The following is a 19,032-nucleotide window of genomic DNA, read 5'->3' on the forward strand; positions in this document are numbered from 1 at the left end:
GTCGTTCCCCCGATCGGGTCAGTACGGACGGACGGCCATCCCTGGCGAATGCATCTGCTTGACCACCCCGCCATCGCCCTTGAACATGTGCACTCCACACGGCAGGCAGGGATCGAAGCTCCGGACCGCTCGCATGATGTCGATGCCCTTGAAGGTGTCCGGTGGGTTCTCCTCGAAGATCGGCGTGTTCTGGACCGCGTCCTCGTAGGGTCCGGGCGTGCCGTAGCTGTCGCGCACGCTGCCGTTCCACGGTGTCGGCGGGTACGGATGGTAGTTCGCAATCTTGCCCTCACGGATCACCATGTGGTGTGAGAGCACGCCGCGTACCGCCTCGGTGAAGCCGACGCTGATCGCCTCCTCGGGCACCTCGAACGGGGTCCACGTCTCGGTGTTTCCGGCTCGCACCTCGGCGAGCGCCTTGTCGACAAAGTGCAGTGCCATCGCTGCCATGTAGGCCTGGAAGTAGGTGCGGGCCCGGTTGCGCTCGATGGCGTTGCTCCACTGCGGGATCTGCCACTCATAACTTGCCTCGGGCTTGAGCATGGTCGTCGGCAGGGTGATCTTGACGCTGTGCCCGGTGGCCTGCACGTAGTCGGTGTGGACCAGACCCGACAGCGCCGTCGACCACAGCCGCGCGATCGGGCCGCCGCCGGTGTCCAGCGCGAGGTGGTCCGCGCCGTCGAACCAGCGGGGCGACATCGTCCAACTGTAGGCGCTCTCGAAGTCCCGCTTGGCGGGCTTCGGCAACGTGTGCTGATTCCAGGGGTGCCGAATGTCCACCGGGTTCCCGAGCGGATCGCGTTCGACGAAAACCTCGTTCCCCGAGTCGGCCCAGTCGTCGTAGAAGGAGTGGCCGAGCAGTATGCGCATCCCCAGATTGATGTCCACGAGGTTGTTGGTGACCAGCTTGCCGTCGACCACAACTCCAGGGGTGACGAACATCGCCTTGCCCCACTCGTCCATCCGACGGTAGGTGAAGTCGCAGACCGCAGGGTCGTTCAGACTGCCCCAGCAGCCGAGCAGCACACGGCGTTCGCCGACATGCTCGTAGCCGGGCAGCGCGTCGTAGAAGAAGTTGAACAGGTCGTCGTGCAACGGAACGACGCGCTTCATGAACTCGACGTACTTCATCAGCCGGGTCAGGTAGTCGGTGAACAGCTGAATCGTCGCCACTGTCCCCACCCCCGGGATAGAGCGTCGACGGGTGGACGTGACGACCTTCCATCAGGCAGAACATCTCTCTGGTGAGGCGACTCATCTGAAGTGCCTCGCGGTAGAACTCCCCTCCAAGGGGTTGAGCGACCGCATGATGTCACCGATGGTGTGATAGCCGTGCTCGCCCGCGTGCGGCGCCTCCGTCCGGTTCGCCAGCTCAACCACCCCGGGATTGGTCTCCTTGACCATGCGCTCGCAGTAATCAACGCCGACCAGATTCTCCTGGAAGATGTTGTGGTCGAACATGTATTCGGCCGCCTCGCCGAGGTTGATGATCCACTCCCCGAGCGGCGGAGGAGCCACGCCGTAGGCCATGTTCTGCGCATAGACCGAGCAGGTCGCGTGGTTGTCGCCGCAGATGCCGCAGATCCGGCTGGTGATGAAGTGGGCGTCGCGCGGATCCTTCCCCTTCATGAAGATGCTGTAGCCGCGAAAGATCGACGAGGTGCTGTGGCACTCCCGCACCTCCTTGGCCTTGAAGTCGACGGAGGCGTAGATGCCCAGGCTGCCCACGATGCGAGTGATCGGGTCCCAGACCATGTCGACGACATCGGCATCGACGTTCTTGGTGGTGGTCATGATGTGTCCTCGCCTCTACCAGTGCCTGGAGTACCCGGTCTTGAGCCCTTCGCCCTTGACTCGCCAGGACGGTTCGTTGTCAAGGGTCTTCGCGGTCACCTTGCGCAGGCGCCGGATCACGCTCCCGTATGCCGTGCTGGCCGCCATCGACACCTTGCTTCCAGGGGGCTCGTCCATGAACGGCATGAACTTGTCCGGGAACCCCGGCATCGTGCAGCCGATGCAGATGCCGCCGACGTTCGGGCAGCCACCCACTCCGTTGATCCAGCCACGCTTGGGAACGTTGCACTTGACGACCGGGCCCCAGCAACCGAGCTTGACAAGGCACTTCGGTGAGCCGTATTCGGCCGCGAAATCGCCCTGCTCGTAGTAGCCGGCGCGATCGCACCCCTCGTGCACGGTGGCACCGAACAGCCACTGTGGCCGCAGCTGCTCGTCCAGCGGGATCATCGGGGCCTGACCGGCCACCTGATAGAGCAGGTAGACCAGCGTCTCACTGAGGTTGTCCGGGTGGATCGGACAACCGGGCACACACACGATCGGCAGGCCCGCCTTCGACTTCCAGTCCCAGCCCAGGTAGTCCGGTACACCCATGGCGCCCGTGGGGTTGCCCGCCATGGCATGAATCCCGCCGTATGTCGCGCAGGTCCCCACAGCCACCACCGCAGTGGCCTTGGCCGAGAGTCGATCCAGCCACTCCGACGTGGGTCTGGGCTGACCGGTGTCCGGATCGTTGCCGAAACCCGCCCAATACCCCTCGGACTTGATCGACTCGTTGGGGATCGAGCCTTCGACGACGAGGACGAACGGCTCGAGCTCGCCACGATCAGCCCGATGCCACCACTCGATGAACGTGTCGGCGCCCTGTTCCGGTCCGCACTCGAAGTCGATGAGCGGCCAATGGACTTGGATCTTGGGCAGGCCGGGCAAGGCGCCGAGGACGATCTCCTCGATGCTCGGCTGTGTCGCAGCGGTGAGGGCCACCGAGTCGCCGTCGCAGCCGAGCCCGCCATTCATCCACAGGATGTGCAGCGGTGCGGTCTCCTCGGCCGGTCGCCCTTCGGCCCCCTCTGTGGGGCCCGCCGTCGTGGTCGTCATGATCCGTGCCGCCGTTCTCGTCGTTGACGAAACCGCTCCCCGGACTCGAAGACACCTTCGACAGGAATCGCTCGGCGGCCGCGAAACGTCATGTGCTCCCTCGAGCATAGAACGATCCGATGCAACCGCCCGATCCCAATTTTCCAGGATTGGCCGATTCCCAGATTCACTGAGTCTCGTTACGCCGCAACGCATTCGAAGACAGCGACGGCGCGCTCCCGGCATGGAAAGTCAACCGTGGCCAGGTGCCACTTCCTGGGCCGGTCGGCGGGACCTACTGCGACGCGTGCAAACCTGCTCTATTTCTGACTCCCGGCACTACCGAATCACCACTGAACTGCTCAGGACTCGGCGGAGACGATGGAGAACGTGAGTCCGTCGATGCGTGCCCGGGTCTCGCCGTCCGTGGCGATCTGCTCCCCCACCCGGCGGGCCAGCGCCTGCAGCTCCGGCTGGGTCAGGCCTGGTTGCACCGCGAGAACGACGCGGAGCTCGCCGGGCGCTTCGCCCGCCTCGCAGCGGACCTCTGCGATGTCGCTCTCGTCGACAACAGACTTCGAAACCGCTTGCCGCACATGGTCATCCAGATGCGGTGGCTGCCACGTCTGTCTCTGGGCGAGCGCCCAGACCATACTGGAACGCAGCACCAGCGACCGGGTGGCGACGTCCAGCACCATCACGTCGCAACGCTCGGTGATCGCGGCTTGGGCGGCCAGGTCGGCGCGCACGGGTGAGGGGCGGGCTTCGGGGTCCCACGCCGCCATCGCCGCGAGATCGGTGAACACCGGTAGCGCCCGCTCACCACTCGGCGCCTCCAGCGTCACGACCGCCATGTCGGTCGACTTCTCCACCGGGAGGTCACCGGGATCGTCGACCTCGGCGAGTGCTGCCACGATCGGGACGAGCAGACGAGCGTCGGAGAGCGCTGCCATCAGCCCGGTCTCATCGGCGGGCGACTCGAGTGCAGCGGCGAGCTCCTCGGGCACGGAGCCGTCGTCGTCATCGAACCCCGTGCCGGCGAGCGATCGGCCGGCGAAGGTCTGACCGGCCGAATCCGCGTGCGGGAGGTGCGCGTCGTTCATGGGCGCCCGGCCAGGTCCAGCGCGTCGGTCAGCTCGAAGGCCCGCTTGTAGAGCGCGGATCCGACGATCGCGCCCTCGACACCTTCTGGCACCAGGGCACGCAGAGCTCGTATGTCGTCAAGCGTCGACACTCCACCGGACGCAATCACCGGACGGTCGGTGCGCGCGCAAACGTCTTGCAGGAGAGCCACATTGGGACCCTGCAGCATGCCGTCCTTGGCGACGTCCGTCACGACGTAACGTGCGCAGCCCTCACGGTCGAGACGCTCGAGTGTCTCCCACAGGTCCCCGCCCTCCTTCGTCCAGCCACGGGCGGCCAGCGTCGTGCCACGGACGTCGAGCCCCACGGCGATCCGGTCCCCGTGCTCGGCGATCGCGTGCGCGGTCCACTCGGGGTCCTCCAGCGCGGCTGTGCCGAGGTTGACCCGCCGGCACCCGGTCGCGAGGGCCGCCGTCAACGTCGCTTCGTCCCGTATGCCGCCCGACAGCTCCACCTTCATGTCCAGTCGGCCGATGATGCCGCCGAGCAGTTCGGCGTTGCTGCCGCGCCCGAACGCCGCGTCGAGGTCGACCAGGTGCAGCCACTCCGCCCCGGCGTCCTGCCAGGCCTGGGCTGCAGCGAGCGGGTCGCCGAACTGTCCGCCGGTGCCGGCCACACCCTGGACGAGCTGCACGGCTTGGCCGCCGGCCACGTCCACGGCGGGCAGCAGCTCGAGCCGCGGTGTTTGGTCAACCATCGAAAACTCCTCGTGTTGCTTGGTATTCGTAGAGTCAGATGCCCTGGAGCCAGTTGCGCACCAACTGGGCGCCGGCATCCCCGGACTTCTCGGGGTGGAACTGCGTGCCGGACAGGACGCCGTCCTCAACCGCCGCGACGAAGGTGGTGCCGTGCTCGGCGGTCGTCACCTTCGGCGCACCGCCGACGCGGCTCGAGAGAAGCTGTCGGGCGGCATACGAGTGGACGAAGTAGAAGCGCTCTTCGCCCACCCCTCGAGCAACACCGAGCCGGGCGCGGGAGCGACGTGTGACCAGCCCATGTGCGGAACGACCGGCGCGACGAGCCGCTCGACGATGCCTGCGAAGTGCCCGAGCCCGGGCGGCGGTGGCTGGATGGAGGTCGGCTCGGTCGAGCCGTCGAACAGCACCTGGAAGCCGACACACACCCCGAGGACCGGACGCTCCAGCCGCAGGCGTTCGGCGATGATCTCCGCGCCTCCGGCGGCACGCAGCCCGGTCATGCAGGCGTGGAACGCACCGACACCGGGCACGTAGAGACCGTCGGCGCGCAGCGCAGCCTGCCGGTCCGCGGTCAGTGTCACCTCCGCGCCGACCCGCTCGAGCATCCTGACGACGGAGCGCACATTGCCGCTGCCGTAATCGAGGACCACGACCTGCTGCGTCACAGCTGCTCCAGCTCGGTGCGAATCTCTCTGTCTTCCTTGGTGACTCGCGAGAACCGCTCAACGGCTTTCGTCGTCGGCTCGACCAGCGCCGCACCCTCGGCATCCTTGACCTGACCGCTGAGGAGCCGCTCTCCGGGCAGCGCCAGCGCGCCCATCAGGTCGGCAAGCACATCGTCGGCCAACGTCGAGCGGTCGGTGAGGATCTCCCGCAGCGCACGGACCGACTCCGGCACCACACCCGCAGCCATCGCCATGTCACTCGGGCGGGCGGCAGGGAGGCCGGGCAGGCTCGAAACACCGTCGCCGCGCTCCCAGACCAGCCAGCGCGGCAACGCCCGCCAGCCGCGGGGGTGCACCACGATCACGGCGCGGTCATCAAGGCGGAAGAAGCCGATGGCGGCTCGCATCCTGGTCGGCACCCGTCGAGCGAGCAACACTCGCACCGCGTCGTCATACGGGCTGCTCGCCGGGGAAGGTCCACCCGGAACGACCGCGGTCCAGCCGGCCAGCGGCACGACGTATGACGGCACGATTCCCTGCCGCACCCATGCGGAGGCGGTCTTGATATCGCCGTGCAGGAGGAGCACTCCCGAACGCCGCGCGGAGCCACGGGGCATGCGGTTACAGCGCTCCCTTGGCGCTCGGAATGCCCACCACCCGTGGGTCGTGGGCGATCGCGGCGCGCAGCGCACGAGCGACGGCCTTGAACTGCGCCTCGACGATGTGGTGCGGATCGCGGCCGGCGAGCACACGCACGTGCAGGGCGATCGCGGCATGGTGGCCGAAGCTTTCGAGCACGTGCTGGGTGAGGGCCCCGGTGTAGGTGCCGCCGATGATCGCGTAGATCTGGCCCTCGGGCTCGCCGGTGTGCACGACGTAGGGGCGGCCTGCGACGTCGACCACCGCGTGGACCAGCGCCTCGTCCAACGGCACTGTGGCGTCACCGAATCGCGAGATTCCGCTCTTGTCACCGAGCGCCTCGCGCACCGCCTGCCCGAGCACGATTGCAGTGTCTTCAACGGTGTGGTGGGCGTCCACGTCGAGGTCACCGGTCGCCTTGACCCGTAGGTCGATCAGGCTGTGCTTGGCGAAGCTCTCGAGCATGTGGTCGTAGAACCGCACACCGGTGGACACCTCGCTCGTGCCGCTGCCGTCCAGGTCGACCGACAGGTCGATCTGGCTCTCCTTGGTCGCACGCTCGATGTGTGCGGTGCGGTGCTGGTCGCTCATCTGTCGTCTCCTCGGGTCACAGCGCTCAATGCTTGCAGCACGGCGTGGTTCTCGGCCGGGGTGCCCGCGGTGATCCGCAGGTGGTGCGGGATGCCCACGTCGCGCACCAGCACGCCGCGGTCGAGCAGAGCCTGCCAGGTGGCGGTCGCATCGTCGAAGCCGCCGACCAGCACGAAGTTCGCGTCGCTGGGCACTGGCTGGAGGCCCAGCTCGGTGCAACCGGCCACCAGCTCGTCGCGGGTGGTCTTGATCTGCTCAACCATCGCCAGCATGGTCGACGTGTGCTCCAGCGCCGCACACGCGACCGCCTGAGTCACCGACGACAGGTGATAGGGCAACCGGACCAATCGCAGCAGATCAGTGAATTCCGGTGCTGCGGCTAGGTATCCGAGGCGGGCACCAGCGAATGCGAAAGCCTTGGACATCGTCCGGCTGACCACCAACCGCTCGCGACCGGGCAGCAGCGTGACTGCGCTCGGAGTGCCGGGCCGGGCGAACTCCGTGTAGGCCTCGTCGACGACGACGATCGCGCGGTCGGTGGCGTCATAGACCCTCCGGACAACGTCGATGTCCAGTGCGGTGCCCGTCGGGTTGTTCGGCGAGCACAGGAAGATCACTTCCGGATCGTGGCGCTTGGTCTGCTCGACGGCCAGATCGCCATCGATGTCGAAGCGCGTCGGGTCCGCGTCGCGCAGCCCGTCCACCCAGGTCGTACCGTTGCGTCCGCTGATCAACGGGTGCATCGAGTAGGACGGCGTGAAACCGAGCGCGGTCCGACCGGCTCCGCCGAAGGCCTGCACGATGTGCTGCAGCACTTCGTTCGAGCCGTTAGCGGCCCAGATCTGCTCCGCTGTCACCGGCTCACCGGTCGTGCGTTGCAGGTATGCCGCCAAAAGCCCTCGCAGCCGACCGAATTCGCGATCCGGGTAGCGGTTGAGCGACGCCGCGACCTTCGTCACGTCACGGGTGATCTGGTCGACGACCTCCTGCGGCACGGCGTATGACGACTCGTTGGTGTTGACCGCTACCGGCACGTCGAGCTGTGGGGCGCCATACGGCGTCTGGCCGCGCAGCTCGGGGCGGACCAGGTCCTGCAGGCTCTTCACGAGCGATCTTCGAATCGGGCGGTGACTGCGGCACCGTGGGCCGGCAGGTCTTCAGCAGTCGAGAGCGTGACCACGGTGTCGGCGATGTCGGCGAGCGCTTCGCGGGAGTAGTCAATGACGTGTATGCCGCGCAGGAACGACTGCACCGACAGTCCGCCACTGTGGCACGCGCAGCCGCCCGTGGGCAGCACGTGGTTGGAGCCGGCCGCGTAGTCACCGAGGCTGACGGGTGCGTAGTCGCCCACGAAAATGGCGCCTGCGTTACGGATTCGCGCGGCAACTGCTGCGGCGTCACGGGTCTGGATCTCGAGGTGCTCCGCGGCATACGCATCGACTACCCGCACGCCCTCGTCGACACCGTCGACCAGGACGATGCCCGACTGCGGACCGGCAAGCGCTGTGCGGACCCGCTCGACGTGCTTGGTGCTCGCGACCCGCTCCTCCAGCGCCTGCTCGACCTTGGCGGCGAGCGTCTCGCTGTCGGTGACCAGCACCGACGCAGCCAGCTCGTCGTGCTCGGCCTGGCTGATCAGGTCGGCCGCGACCAGCTGCGGGTCGGCGGTCTCGTCGGCGAGGATCGCGATCTCGGTCGGTCCGGCTTCGGCATCGATACCGATCGTCCCCAACAGCAACCGCTTCGCGGCGGCCACATAGACATTGCCGGGGCCGGTGACGAGGTTGACCGGCTCGCACACGGTCTCCCCTGCCGCGTCGAGCGCGCCATACGCGAACATCGCCACGGCCTGCGCGCCGCCCACGGCATAGACCTCGTCGACACCGAGCAGTGCGCACGCCGCGAGGATCGTCGGATCCGGAAAGCCGGTGAAATCACCGGTGTTGGAGCGCTGCGGCGGGCTGGCGACGGCCAGCGACCCGACGCCCGCGATCTGCGCCGGGACGACGTTCATGACCACGCTGCTGGGATAGACGGCCTGGCCTCCGGGCACGTAGAGGCCGACCCGCTCCACCGGGAGGTGCCGCTCGGTGACGGTGCCGCCCGGCACGACCTCGGTCACGATCTCGGTGCGGCGCTGCGCCTCGTGCACGATGCGCGCGCGCCGGATCGACTCGGTCAGGGCGGCCCGCAGGGCCGGGTCGAGTTGTTCGAGCGCCGCAGCGATGACCTCGGCGGGCACACGTAGCGACGCGGGCCGCACGCCGTCGAACTTCTCGTCCAGGTCGAGCACCGCCTCGGCGCCGCCGGCATGAACCTGCTCGCAGATCGGTCGCACGATGTCGAGTGCGGCCTCCACATCGAGTTCGGCTCGGGGCAGCGTGTTGCGCAGAGTGCGGGCATCCAGATCGCGAAGCGCCGCACCACGCAGGTCAAGGCGGTTGATCACGCAGCAATTCTAGGTGGCGGCGGATCGCCGCCTCCGTAGCCGTCCGGTTCCCGGACTACCCGCGATACTTCGGACTATGACTTTGGTGCAGATGCACGGCTGGCGCGACGACCTCGTCGTGCTGCTCTTCGTGATCGTCGGCACCCTCCTCGCGGCCGCCATCGTGCGCCGGGGCCGCCTCGGCAGCGGCCTCGGCCAGCTGACGGCCGGGTTCCGCGCTTGCCTTCAGCTCGCCGTCGTGGGGCTGGTGATCGGGGCGGTCCTGCGCTCGTGGCCACTTTCGCTGCTGTTCTGTGCGCTGATGTTGTCGGTCGCGGCATACACCAGCGCGCACCGGATCCTCGGTCGCGCCACGTGGTGGACCCTGGTGCCGATCTGCGGCGGCGCATTTCCCGGGGTGCTCGGCATGCTCGCGACCGGCCTGGTCCCGCTCAAGCCGATTGCCGTCATACCCGTGCTCGGCATCGTCGGTGGCAACTCGATGACCGCAACGTCCCTGTCCGGCAAGCGGATCCACGAGGCGCTCCGCACGCGGTATGGCGAATTCGAGGCCGGCCTGTCGATCGGGCTCACGTCGGCCGAGGCGGCGGACGTGGTCGCGCGCGACGATGCCGCACTTGCGTTGATCCCGGGGATGGACCAGACGAGGACCGTCGGTCTGGTGACTCTGCCCGGAGCGTTCGTCGGTGCGCTGCTCGGTGGTGCCAGCGCGTGGGAGGCGGCAGCCGTGCAGCTGTTGGTGCTGGTGGCGCTCCTTGTCGCACAAGCGATTTCGGTCCTGTTGACCACCGAACTCACCATCCACGGGCGACTCGGGGCCGTGGATCGTCAGCAGCGGGTCGGGTCGGTGTCGCGGTCGGCGTCCGGCTCGGCCCCGTAGAAGACGCGGTCGACGACCTCACGCGCTCTGCGAGCCACGCGTAGGTAACGCTCGGACAACTCGTGGCCGGAATTGACGGGCGCGCCGAGGATCCGGGCGATGCCGTCAGAGTCCGCGAGCGAGCCCGGCAACGAATCGACCGGCCGACCGCGCCAGAGCACCGAGGCATTGCGCAGGCGGGTCGCCAGGGTCCACGACTCCCGCAACGCAGCCGCATCGCGCACCTCCAACAGGCCGTGCTGCGCCAGGACCTGCAACGGCGTGGTGGTGCCGGGGTGTCGGAGTTCGGGGATCTCGTGCGCATGCTCCAGCTGCGCCAGTTGCACGGTCCATTCGACGTCCGAGAGGCCACCGCGACCGAGCTTGAAATGGGTGCGCCGGTCGCCGCCGCGCGGGATCCGCTCGGCCTCCATCCGCGCCTTCAGCATCCGGATGGAGCGCACCGCGACTGCATCGATGCCACCGTCGGGGTAGCGCAACGGGTCGATCAGCTCGGTGAACTCGCGAGCGAGCTCCTCGTCCCCGGCGATCGGGTGCGCCCGCAGCAGTGCTTGCGCCTCCCAGCCCTCGGACCAGCGTTCGTAATAGGCGGCGTATGACGCGAGCGTCCGCACGATCGGCCCGGCCTTGCCCTCCGGACGAAGGTCGGCATCGACGCCCAGTGCCGGGTCGGGGCCGGCGGCACTCAGGCCGTTCGCGAGGAACATCACGACTTCCTCGGCCTGGCTCTGCGCGAGCCGCGGATCGGCGTCGGGAAGCGGCTCATGCACGAACATCACGTCCGCGTCGGAGGAGTACCCCATCTCCCGACCGCCGAGGCGACCCATCCCGATGATCGTGATCCGAGTGGAAACCGTTGACCCACTTACCTTCTCGACATGACGTATGCCGAGCTCCAGTGTGCCCTGCAAAGTCGCGGCGGCAAGATCGGTCAACGACCGCTCGACGCTGTCGAGGTCGAGCGCGCCGTTCATGTCGGCGACGGCGATGCGGATCAGCTCGTCGCGACGGGCCGACCGGATCGCCAAGAGCGCCGCGTCATCGTCATCGGGCTGACGATCGACGGCACCGCGCATGATGGTGAGCAGTCGCTCCCGCGACAACGGCTCCAACGCGTGCTGGGAGCCGAAGACACGGACCGACGACGGCGCGTTCTCCAGCAACTGGCCGACATACCGGCTGCCCGCCAGCGACCGGGCGAGGGTTTCGGCGGCACGCCCCTCGTCGCGCAGCATCTTCAGGAACCAGTGGGTCGAGCCGAGCGCGTCACTCAACCTGCGGAAGGCGAGTAGACCGAGGTCGGGATCGACCTCCTCGGAGAACCACTGCAGCATGACCGGCAGCAGCGTGCGCTGGATCGCGGCCCGCCGACTGACACCCGCGGTGAGTGCCTCCAGGTGCCGCACCGCGCCCTTGGCATCGCGGAATCCCAGTGCGGCGAAACGGTCTTCGGCGTTCTCCCGCGTCAGCCGGGCTTCGTCGGAGGGCAGGTTGGCGACCGCGGTCAACAGTGGCCGGTAGAAGATCCGCTCGTGCAGCCGCCGCACCCTGGCTGCGCGCTCGCGCCATTGCTTGACGACGTCGGTCTCCGGGTTCGCGCGCAGACCGAGCGACCGGCCGAGTGCTCGCAGCTCGGCGGCGCTGCTCGGGATCAGGTGGGTGCGTCGCATCCGCGACAACTGGATGCGGTGCTCCAGGACCCGCAACTCCCGGTAGGCCTGATCGAGTTCATGTGCGTCAACGCGCCCGATGTAACCGCCCCGCGACAACGACTCCATGGCGGCGAGCGTCCCCCGGTTGCGCAACCGTTCATCGGTGCGCCCGTGGACCAACTGCAGCAACTGCATGCTGAATTCGATGTCCCGCAGACCGCCCGGACCGAGTTTGAGCTGCCGGCCAACCTCGGCCTGCGGCACGTGATCCTCGACGCGCCGCCGCATCGCCTGCACGTCCTCGACGAAGTTGTCACGATCGGCGGCCCGCCACACCATCGGCTGTATGGCGGCCAGGTATGCCGCGCCGACCTCCTCGTCGCCGGCGATCGGTCGGGCCTTGAGCAGTGCCTGGAACTCCCAGGTCTTGGCCCATCGCTCGTAGTAGGCACGGTGCGATTCGACGGTGCGCACCAACGGGCCGCGCTTGCCTTCGGGGCGCAGTGCCGGATCGACCTCCCACAGCGCGCCCTCGCCCGTCGAGATCGAGCAGGCGCGCATCACCTCGACGGCCAGCTTGCTGCCCACCTCCAGAGCATCCGGCTCCGCGACCCCAGCGGCCGGTGCGGCGACGAAGATCACGTCGACATCACTGATGTAGTTGAGTTCTCGGCCTCCGCACTTGCCCATGCCTATGACGGTGAGCCGGCAGTTGTCGGAACCCTCGACCGTGTTGCGCGCGATGCGCAGCGCGGCGGCGACCGCGGCGCCCGCGAGTTCGGCGAGCGCCTCGGAGATCTGCGGGAACTGCTCGACGGCGTCACCGGTGAGGTCGACCGCCGCGATCTGCACGAGCTGCCGGTAGTAGGCGACGCGCAGCGCGTCATACGCCTCGGTGCCGGTGTTGTCGGACACTGCCTCCGACAGAACGCGATAGAGCTCTTGTCGTCCGCGGACCTCCGCGTCGACGACGTCGCGCCAGTACTCCGGATGCCGCACCAGGTGATCGGTCAGCGCACTGGACGCGCCCAACAGGGTGACGAGGCGATCCCAACCTGGCCGGTCATCGGTGAAAAGCGCTGCCAACCGGGCGTTCTCGGCCTCCGGTAGCACCTCCCCCAGTCGCACCAGACCGAGCAGCGCATGATCCGGCGACGCGGTCTGGGACAGCGAGGCGACGCGATCGGCGACAGTCTTCGGCGATGCGGTCAGCTCCGCGAGCATGCCCATCGCGCGTTCGGGTTCGGTGAAGCCGGCACGTGCGAGGGTCGAACGCGAGACGGATGAGGCGGGCGATCTCACAACCGACCCAGGTATTGGTCCAGCTCGTACTGCGTCACCTGGTCGCGATAGGCGGCCCACTCGGCGCGCTTGTTGCGCAGGAAGAAGTCGAAGACGTGCTCGCCGAGGGTCTCGGCGACCAGCTCGCTGTGCTCCATCAGGTGTATGGCGTGATCGAGTGACGCCGGCAGGGGTTCAATGCCCATCGCACGCAGTTCGCTGTCGGTGAGCGTCCAGACGTTGTCCTCCGCCTCGGGCGGCAGCTCGTAGCCCTCGTCGACGCCCTTCATGCCCGCGGCGAGCACCAGCGCGTATGCGAGATAGGGGTTGGCCGCCGAGTCCAGCGAACGCACCTCGATCCGCGAACTCTGCCCCTTGGACGGCTTGTACATCGGGACCCGCACCATCGCGCTGCGATTGTTGTGACCCCAACAGACGTATGGCGGTGCCTCGGCACCACTCCAGATCCGCTTGTAGGAGTTGACCCATTGGTTGGTGACAGCGCTGATCTCACCCGCGTGCCGCAGGATCCCGGCGATGAATCGCCTTGCCGTTGTTGAGAGTTGGTATGGCGCACCCGCCTCGAAGAACGCGTTGCGATCGCCCTCGAAGAGAGAGACGTGGGTGTGCATCCCGGAGCCGGGCGCATCGGCGAGCGGCTTGGGCATGAACGACGCGAAGACACCCTGCTCCAGCGCGACCTCCTTGATGACCGTCCGGAAGGTCATGATGTTGTCCGCCGTGGTGAGCGCATCGGCGTAACGCAGATCGATCTCGTTCTGGCCCGGCCCGCCCTCGTGGTGGGAGAACTCGACCGAGATGCCCATCTGCTCCAACAGGGTGATGGCCGATCGCCGGAAGTCGTGGCCGGTGCCGTGCGGCACGTGGTCGAAGAATCCCGCGTTGTCCACCGGCGTCGGCGGCTGGCCGGGCTTGATGTCCTTCTCGAAGAGGTAGAACTCGATCTCGGGGTGGGTGTAGAAGGTCAGCCCCTTGTCGGCCGCCTTGCCCAGCGCCCGCTGCAGAACGTTGCGCGGGTCGGCCAGGCTCGCCGAGCCGTCGGGCAGCCGGATGTCGCAGAACATCCGGGCGGTGCCGGGGTTCTCACCGCGCCACGGCAGCACCTGGAACGTGTCGGCGTCAGGCACCACGAGCATGTCCGACTCGTAGACCCGAGCCAGACCCTCGATGGCGCTGCCGTCGAAGCCGATGCCCTCCGCGAACGCACCGTCCAACTCTGCCGGAGCGACCGCCACCGACTTCAGCGTGCCGAGCACATCGGTGAACCACAGTCGGATGAAGCGGATATCGCGTTCCTCGATGGTGCGAAGGACGTATTCCTGTTGCCGATCCATGACTGAATCCTGCCTTACCTCGGGACGTCGGATGCCGTGACCTGACACACAAGCGCAGGTCGGCCCGGGAGATCACTCTCCCGGGCCGACCATGACACGCGGTGTATGCCGCGCGCTAGCAGCGACTACTTGCGGAACTTCACCTGGACGCGCAGGCCGTCGCCCTGTTTGCCCTTGACGACGATCTGCGTGCCGCTACCTGCGACCTGCACCGAACCGGTCGGGTTCTGGCTCGACCAGTAGGCGCCGGTCTGGCTGTCGTCGAACATCGGGATGCCCTCCTTCTTCGGCATCTCCAGGGTCGTGCCCTTGCGGTGCAGCGTGAACTTGTCGGTCTTGTGTACACCGAAGGTCGAGTCGTAGGACTGGATCCGGTTGGACGCGACCTCTCCGGTCTTCCAGACGACGGGCACCGGGTGCGCGTCGACCGGCAGCACGAGGCCATGGCCCGGGTGCACGGAGGTGTTGTTGTTCGCGAACTCGTTGTCGACATACCAAACGAGCAGACCGTCCTGGTAGGGGTAGTGCTCCACCCAGTCGGCCTTGTCCCCGCTGAAACCGAAGTTGTACGGGCCGGTCTTCAGCGTCTCGTCGTAGCCGGCGTAGCGGCGGGACTCGGCGAGGTAGTAGTGCGAGACCGACACCGTGTTGCTGCCGGTGATCCGGGTGAACCCCTTCGGCGTCCACTGCGAGGTGGCCGACTCGACGTCGTCCGTGGTCGTCTGACCGTCCACAGTGAGCGCGATGTCGTCGAGGAACGCTCCGTTCTTGCTCAGGCCGCCGTCCGTCTGGTAGGCGAAGCGGAAGAGCACCTTCTGCCCGGCATACGGCGTGAGGTCGAAGTTGACCGTGCTCCATGACTTCTGCGTGCCGGTGACTCCGTCGCCGACCGTCGTCCAGTTGGATCCGCCATCCGTCGAGACCTGGCCGTAGAGGAAGTCGTAGTCCTGCTCGATGTCGTACCAAGCGGCCGCGGAGACCGAGGCCGACGTCGCGCCGGTGAGGTCGATCTCACGGGACAGCGTGTTGTTGAGGTTGTCGGCGCTGCCGCTCCACCACTCGTACGAACCGGACTTCGGCTTGTTGTAGTCGGTGGTGATCTCCTTGTCCGGCAAGGACACCGCGACGGCTTGTGGCTTCTTGCTGTTGTCCAGGTCGGCCGGGCCGAGATTGACGTCAGTGTTCTCGCCGTACTTCACGGTCTGCAGGTCGCTCCAGCCGAGCTGCACCTTCGACCAGGCGTCCATGTAACCGGGGGTCGTGCCGATGGCGTCCTTGCCGTGATTGAGCCAGGAGCCACTGCTCATCAGGCTCCAGAAGCCGACCGTGTTGTCGCCGCCACCGGAGGTGTCGTAGAGGTCCGGCAGGCCGAGGTCATGGCCGAACTCGTGCGTGAAGACGCCGAGGCCGCCGTTCTCGGGCTCCGTGGTGTAGTCCGAGACCCAGATGCCGGTGTCGCCGATCTGGACACCGCCGGATTTGTTGTCCTGTGGGCCGGAGGTGCCGAAGCCGGTCTGCACGGACCAGCGGTGCGACCAGATCGCGTCGTCGCCCTCGGCGCCGCCGCCGGCTTCCTCACCCTCACCGGAGTGCAGGGCCTCGTAGTGGTCGATGTAGCCGTCGGGCTCGTTGAAGTTGCCGTCACCGTCGTAGTCGTAACGGTCCCAGGTGTCGAACTGCTTCAACTCTTCCTTGATCTGGTCCTTGGTCTTACCGGACTCGACCTGCTTGTTGTACCAAGAGGTGAGCGAGTCCTGCACGAAGGACCAGTAGCCCTCGGCCTCGCTGGTGCCGTCGCCCTTGACCGGGTTGTGGCCGTAGCGCGCCTCGTTGTAGGGCACCTTGACCCAGTCGCTGACCGTCGTCGAGACGTCGAAGCGACCCTGGGACTGGTCCTTGTAGAAGTTCTTGAACGACTCGCCCACGCCGTTGAAGAGCTGGTCGTAGTGCGCCTGGTTGAAGTCGTCGACCCAGTAGGTCGAGTTGTTCTTGGTGCGGTCCGGCTGGGGGATGGTGTTGTGCAGCGGCCCCTCGGTGCCTCCCGTCGCAGCCTTGGTCTGCGTGCCGAACTCCGCCAGCGTGGTGAAGATCTTGGTCGACTGGTTGGGGTCGTACTGGATGTACTTGCCCTTCTTGGCCTCGGTGCCCTTGCCACGCTTGGCATGACTCGTGGCCGACTCCGGGGCCTGCAGCTCGATGACCTTCTTGCCGGCGACCGTCTTGATCTTGGCCTCGCCCTTGACGACCTTGTCGACCGCAGCGGTGCGTTCCGCCGCCTGCTTCTCGGCACGAGGGTTGGGCAGGTTGTCCGAGCGCTGCGAGAGGCCGGGTCCGGCCGACGGGACTGCCTGCGCATCGGCGGACTGGGTGAGCCCTGCGATGGCGAAGGACGCCGTTGCGGCGAAAGCCGTGGTCCCGGCAATCGTCTTGAAGACGCGTCTTGTCACTAGTTCCTCCAACAAAAAAGGGTCCGCCTCTGACGGGGGTGTGCGGCGGGCCGGGATCAGCCTGCCGAGTTCTGTGCGAAATTGCGGCTGATCTTCAGGTTCCTTTAATCTTTCTGTGCCTCGTCTTTACGATTCGCTTACCTTTGAAGTTGAATCTGAACAAGCACAGTGAGCTTGGGCTGCGTTGGCATGGCGGCAGCTTGCTGACGCTCTTGCCAGCGCAGAAGAAGCCGCTTTGGCTCGCCGATAGGGTCGGCGTATGACGGAAAAATCCCCAGAAGTCAGCGCCCCGTACGGAACCGGGGCCCAGGCCGCCCCGCAGCGGCGGGTGCGAGTGCCCCACCTGCAGGCCAAGAAGGCGAAGGGTGAGAAGTGGGCCATGCTCACGGCATACGACATGTATGCCGCAGAGATTTTCGACGAGGCAGGCATCCCGGTGCTGCTGGTCGGTGACTCCGCAGGCAACAACGTCTTCGGCTTCGAAACAACGGTGCCGGTGACGGTCGACCACCTCGTGCCGCTCACCCGTGCTGTCGCGACTGCGACATCGCGGGCCATGGTGATCGCCGACCTGCCGTTCGGCTCCTACCAGGCCAGTCCGCAGCAGGCGCTCGCCACCGCGACCCGCTTCATGAAAGAGGGCTCGCGCACGCGGTGAAGCTCGAGGGTGGCAAGCCGATGGTTCCCGAGATCGAGTTGCTGGTGCGAGCCGGCATCCCGGTGATGGGCCACATCGGTTTCACCCCGCAGAGCGAGCACGTGCTCGGCGGTTATCGCGTGCAGGGCCGCGGCGACGGCGCCGAACGACTGCTCGAGGACGCGCTGGCGTTGCAAGACGCCGGCTGCTTCGCGATCGTCATGGAGATGGTCCCGGCCCCTGCCGCGCGGAAGGTGACTGAAGCGCTGACGATCCCGACGGTCGGCATCGGCGCCGGCCCGGACTGCGACGCGCAGGTGCTCGTCTGGCAGGACATGGCCGGGCTGCGGGGCGGCAAGGCGCCGCGCTTCGTCAAGAAGTATGCCGATCTGCGCGGCGAGCTCGGCCGCGCTGCGCAGGACTACGCGCGCGAGGTCGCGTCGGGCGAATTCCCCTCTGCTGAGCAGAGTTTCGAGTCCTGATGGGTCTTCCGATCGGCTTTCTTCGGCACTGAGAACCACATGACGACGGCTGCGATCAGCCCGAAGACGCCCGACACGACGATGCCGGCGCTGAGGGCGATCGCAGCCGTGACCCACGAAAGCACGGCCGGCCCGACGCTGGATCCGGCGTCGGACAGCTCGCGCCAGATCCCGAGGAACTGCGGTCGGCCGACGGACGGTGAGTAGTCGGCTCCCAGGGTCATCACCATGCCCGAGCCGATCCCGTTGCCGAAGCCGAGCACACAGGCCACGACGCACAGGGATACCGCGCCCTGCGTGAGCGGGATCGCCATCATCGACAGCCCCATGACGATCATCGAGGGCACCGTGACCCAACGTCGGCCGAACAGGTCCATGATCTTGCCGGCCGGGTAGAAGACGAGCATGTCGATGCCGCCTGCGATGCCGTAGATGACCGACGTGGTCTGCGCGGAGATCCCGAGATGCTCGGCCCACAGCGGTATGACGGCCTGCCGCGTCGCCCGGATCATCGAGACCAGCAACACGCCCATCCCGATGGTCAGGAAGATCTTTTTGTAATCAACGAGCACCCGCCGGACCGTTGCTGCGTCGGGAGAGGTTCCTTCCTCCGGTGCATGCTCCGGGAGGTCCTCCAGCGTCGCGCCGAGCACGCCGGCCAGCGCGAGTGCGACAACGCACACGGCATACGCACCACGCAGGTGCCACACGATCATGGCCGCGGCTCCGATGAACGGCCCGATGAACATGCCGACCCGGTTCACTCCTCCGAGCGTCGACAGGGCTCGCGCGCGGTACTGCGCCGGGATCGCCTCGGTCAGGTAACTCTGCCGCGCAAGCATGAAGACCGAGCCGCTCACGCCCATCAGGAACGCGCCAATTCCGAAGAGCAGCAACGTGTCCGCCGCCATACAGAGCGCGGCAGAGACCACGCCGACCATCGAGGCGCCGATGATCGCGTGGCGTTCGCCATACCTCGCAGTGATCATCGAGCTCGGCACGTTGAAAAGCAGCGAGCCGACGTTGAGCAGCGTCACCATGAGCGCCGCGGTTGCCACCGAGCCGCCGAGATCGCGAGCCGACAGCGGCACGACCGGGAGCATCGCACCTTCGGCCATCCCGAAGAGCAACGACGGAGCGTATGCCGGGATCGCCAAGCGTTTCAGGTCGAAGTCCGGCGTCTCACTCATTGTTAGCTAGTCTAACGATTTCTTTGGCGACCGCCGTCGCCGGGTGGAACGT

At 67.0% G+C, this 19,032-nt stretch carries 14 protein-coding genes and 2 pseudogenes; 2 read left to right on the plus strand and 14 right to left on the minus strand.

Annotated features, from left to right (window positions below):
* Positions 1 to 18 precede the first annotated feature (18 nt).
* The 10 genes and pseudogenes from ACFQDH_RS19935 to hisD all read right to left on the minus strand — a co-directional run bounded on the left by ACFQDH_RS19935 (position 19) and on the right by hisD (position 9,056).
* Positions 19 to 1,173 (minus strand): nickel-dependent hydrogenase large subunit, encoded by a 1,155-nt coding sequence (locus ACFQDH_RS19935; RefSeq protein ID WP_382404121.1) that lies wholly within the window; start codon positions 1,171 to 1,173, stop codon positions 19 to 21.
* 81 nt (positions 1,174 to 1,254) lie between these two features.
* Positions 1,255 to 1,794 (minus strand): nickel-dependent hydrogenase large subunit, encoded by a 540-nt coding sequence (locus tag ACFQDH_RS19940; RefSeq protein WP_382404122.1) that lies wholly within the window; start codon positions 1,792 to 1,794, stop codon positions 1,255 to 1,257.
* Positions 1,795 to 1,809: 15 nt separating this feature from the next.
* Positions 1,810 to 2,892: an NADH-quinone oxidoreductase subunit B family protein gene (locus ACFQDH_RS19945; RefSeq protein ID WP_382404123.1), complete on the minus strand. Its 1,083-nt coding sequence runs from the start codon at positions 2,890 to 2,892 to the stop codon at positions 1,810 to 1,812.
* Between the two features lie 341 nt (positions 2,893 to 3,233).
* Positions 3,234 to 3,974, minus strand: a complete 741-nt coding sequence (locus ACFQDH_RS19950) for an SseB family protein (protein ID WP_382404124.1) — start codon at positions 3,972 to 3,974, stop codon at positions 3,234 to 3,236.
* Complete coding sequence (priA, locus tag ACFQDH_RS19955; protein ID WP_382404125.1) at positions 3,971 to 4,711, minus strand: bifunctional 1-(5-phosphoribosyl)-5-((5-phosphoribosylamino)methylideneamino)imidazole-4-carboxamide isomerase/phosphoribosylanthranilate isomerase PriA; 741 nt, start codon at positions 4,709 to 4,711, stop codon at positions 3,971 to 3,973. The genes ACFQDH_RS19950 and priA overlap by 4 nt, the downstream gene beginning before the upstream one ends.
* Positions 4,712 to 4,745: 34 nt before the next feature.
* A pseudogene (gene hisH, locus ACFQDH_RS19960) lies at positions 4,746 to 5,377 on the minus strand (imidazole glycerol phosphate synthase subunit HisH).
* A complete protein-coding gene (locus tag ACFQDH_RS19965) occupies positions 5,374 to 5,994 on the minus strand; it encodes a hypothetical protein (protein ID WP_382404126.1) in 621 nt (206 codons plus the stop codon). The pseudogene hisH and the gene ACFQDH_RS19965 overlap by 4 nt, the downstream one beginning before the upstream one ends.
* A 4-nt stretch (positions 5,995 to 5,998) precedes the next feature.
* Positions 5,999 to 6,607, minus strand: a complete 609-nt coding sequence (hisB, locus tag ACFQDH_RS19970) for an imidazoleglycerol-phosphate dehydratase HisB (RefSeq protein WP_382404127.1) — start codon at positions 6,605 to 6,607, stop codon at positions 5,999 to 6,001.
* On the minus strand, positions 6,604 to 7,713 hold the full coding sequence (locus tag ACFQDH_RS19975) for a histidinol-phosphate transaminase (protein ID WP_382404128.1): 1,110 nt from the start codon (positions 7,711 to 7,713) through the stop codon (positions 6,604 to 6,606). Before ACFQDH_RS19975 ends, hisB begins: the two co-directional genes overlap by 4 nt.
* Positions 7,710 to 9,056, minus strand: coding sequence for a histidinol dehydrogenase (gene hisD, locus ACFQDH_RS19980; protein WP_382404129.1), 1,347 nt, complete (start codon positions 9,054 to 9,056; stop codon positions 7,710 to 7,712). Before hisD ends, ACFQDH_RS19975 begins: the two co-directional genes overlap by 4 nt.
* Positions 9,057 to 9,132: 76 nt before the next feature.
* Here hisD and ACFQDH_RS19985 point away from each other — a divergent pair, with 76 nt between their 5' ends.
* The gene (locus tag ACFQDH_RS19985; protein WP_382404130.1) at positions 9,133 to 9,936 is read left to right on the plus strand and encodes an ABC transporter permease; all 804 of its coding nucleotides are present in this window, start codon (positions 9,133 to 9,135) and stop codon (positions 9,934 to 9,936) included.
* Here ACFQDH_RS19985 and ACFQDH_RS19990 read toward each other — a convergent pair.
* The 3 genes from ACFQDH_RS19990 to ACFQDH_RS20000 all read right to left on the minus strand — a co-directional run bounded on the left by ACFQDH_RS19990 (position 9,885) and on the right by ACFQDH_RS20000 (position 16,671).
* Positions 9,885 to 12,818, minus strand: a complete 2,934-nt coding sequence (locus ACFQDH_RS19990) for a bifunctional [glutamine synthetase] adenylyltransferase/[glutamine synthetase]-adenylyl-L-tyrosine phosphorylase (RefSeq protein WP_465253897.1) — start codon at positions 12,816 to 12,818, stop codon at positions 9,885 to 9,887. The genes ACFQDH_RS19985 and ACFQDH_RS19990 overlap by 52 nt on opposite strands.
* A gap of 68 nt (positions 12,819 to 12,886) precedes the next feature.
* The gene (locus ACFQDH_RS19995; protein WP_382404132.1) at positions 12,887 to 14,224 is read right to left on the minus strand and encodes a glutamine synthetase family protein; all 1,338 of its coding nucleotides are present in this window, start codon (positions 14,222 to 14,224) and stop codon (positions 12,887 to 12,889) included.
* Positions 14,225 to 14,349: 125 nt separating this feature from the next.
* Positions 14,350 to 16,671 (minus strand): immune inhibitor A domain-containing protein, encoded by a 2,322-nt coding sequence (locus tag ACFQDH_RS20000; RefSeq protein WP_382404133.1) that lies wholly within the window; start codon positions 16,669 to 16,671, stop codon positions 14,350 to 14,352.
* 259 nt (positions 16,672 to 16,930) lie between these two features.
* Here ACFQDH_RS20000 and panB point away from each other — a divergent pair.
* Positions 16,931 to 17,790, plus strand: a pseudogene (panB, locus tag ACFQDH_RS20005) (3-methyl-2-oxobutanoate hydroxymethyltransferase).
* Here panB and ACFQDH_RS20010 read toward each other — a convergent pair.
* The gene (locus tag ACFQDH_RS20010) at positions 17,730 to 18,980 is read right to left on the minus strand and encodes an MFS transporter (protein WP_382404134.1); all 1,251 of its coding nucleotides are present in this window, start codon (positions 18,978 to 18,980) and stop codon (positions 17,730 to 17,732) included. The pseudogene panB and the gene ACFQDH_RS20010 overlap by 61 nt on opposite strands.
* Between the last annotated feature and the right edge of the window lie 52 nt (positions 18,981 to 19,032).

This window comes from Flexivirga alba (genome assembly GCF_042661025.1).
GTDB lineage: Bacteria > Actinomycetota > Actinomycetes > Actinomycetales > Dermatophilaceae > Flexivirga > Flexivirga alba.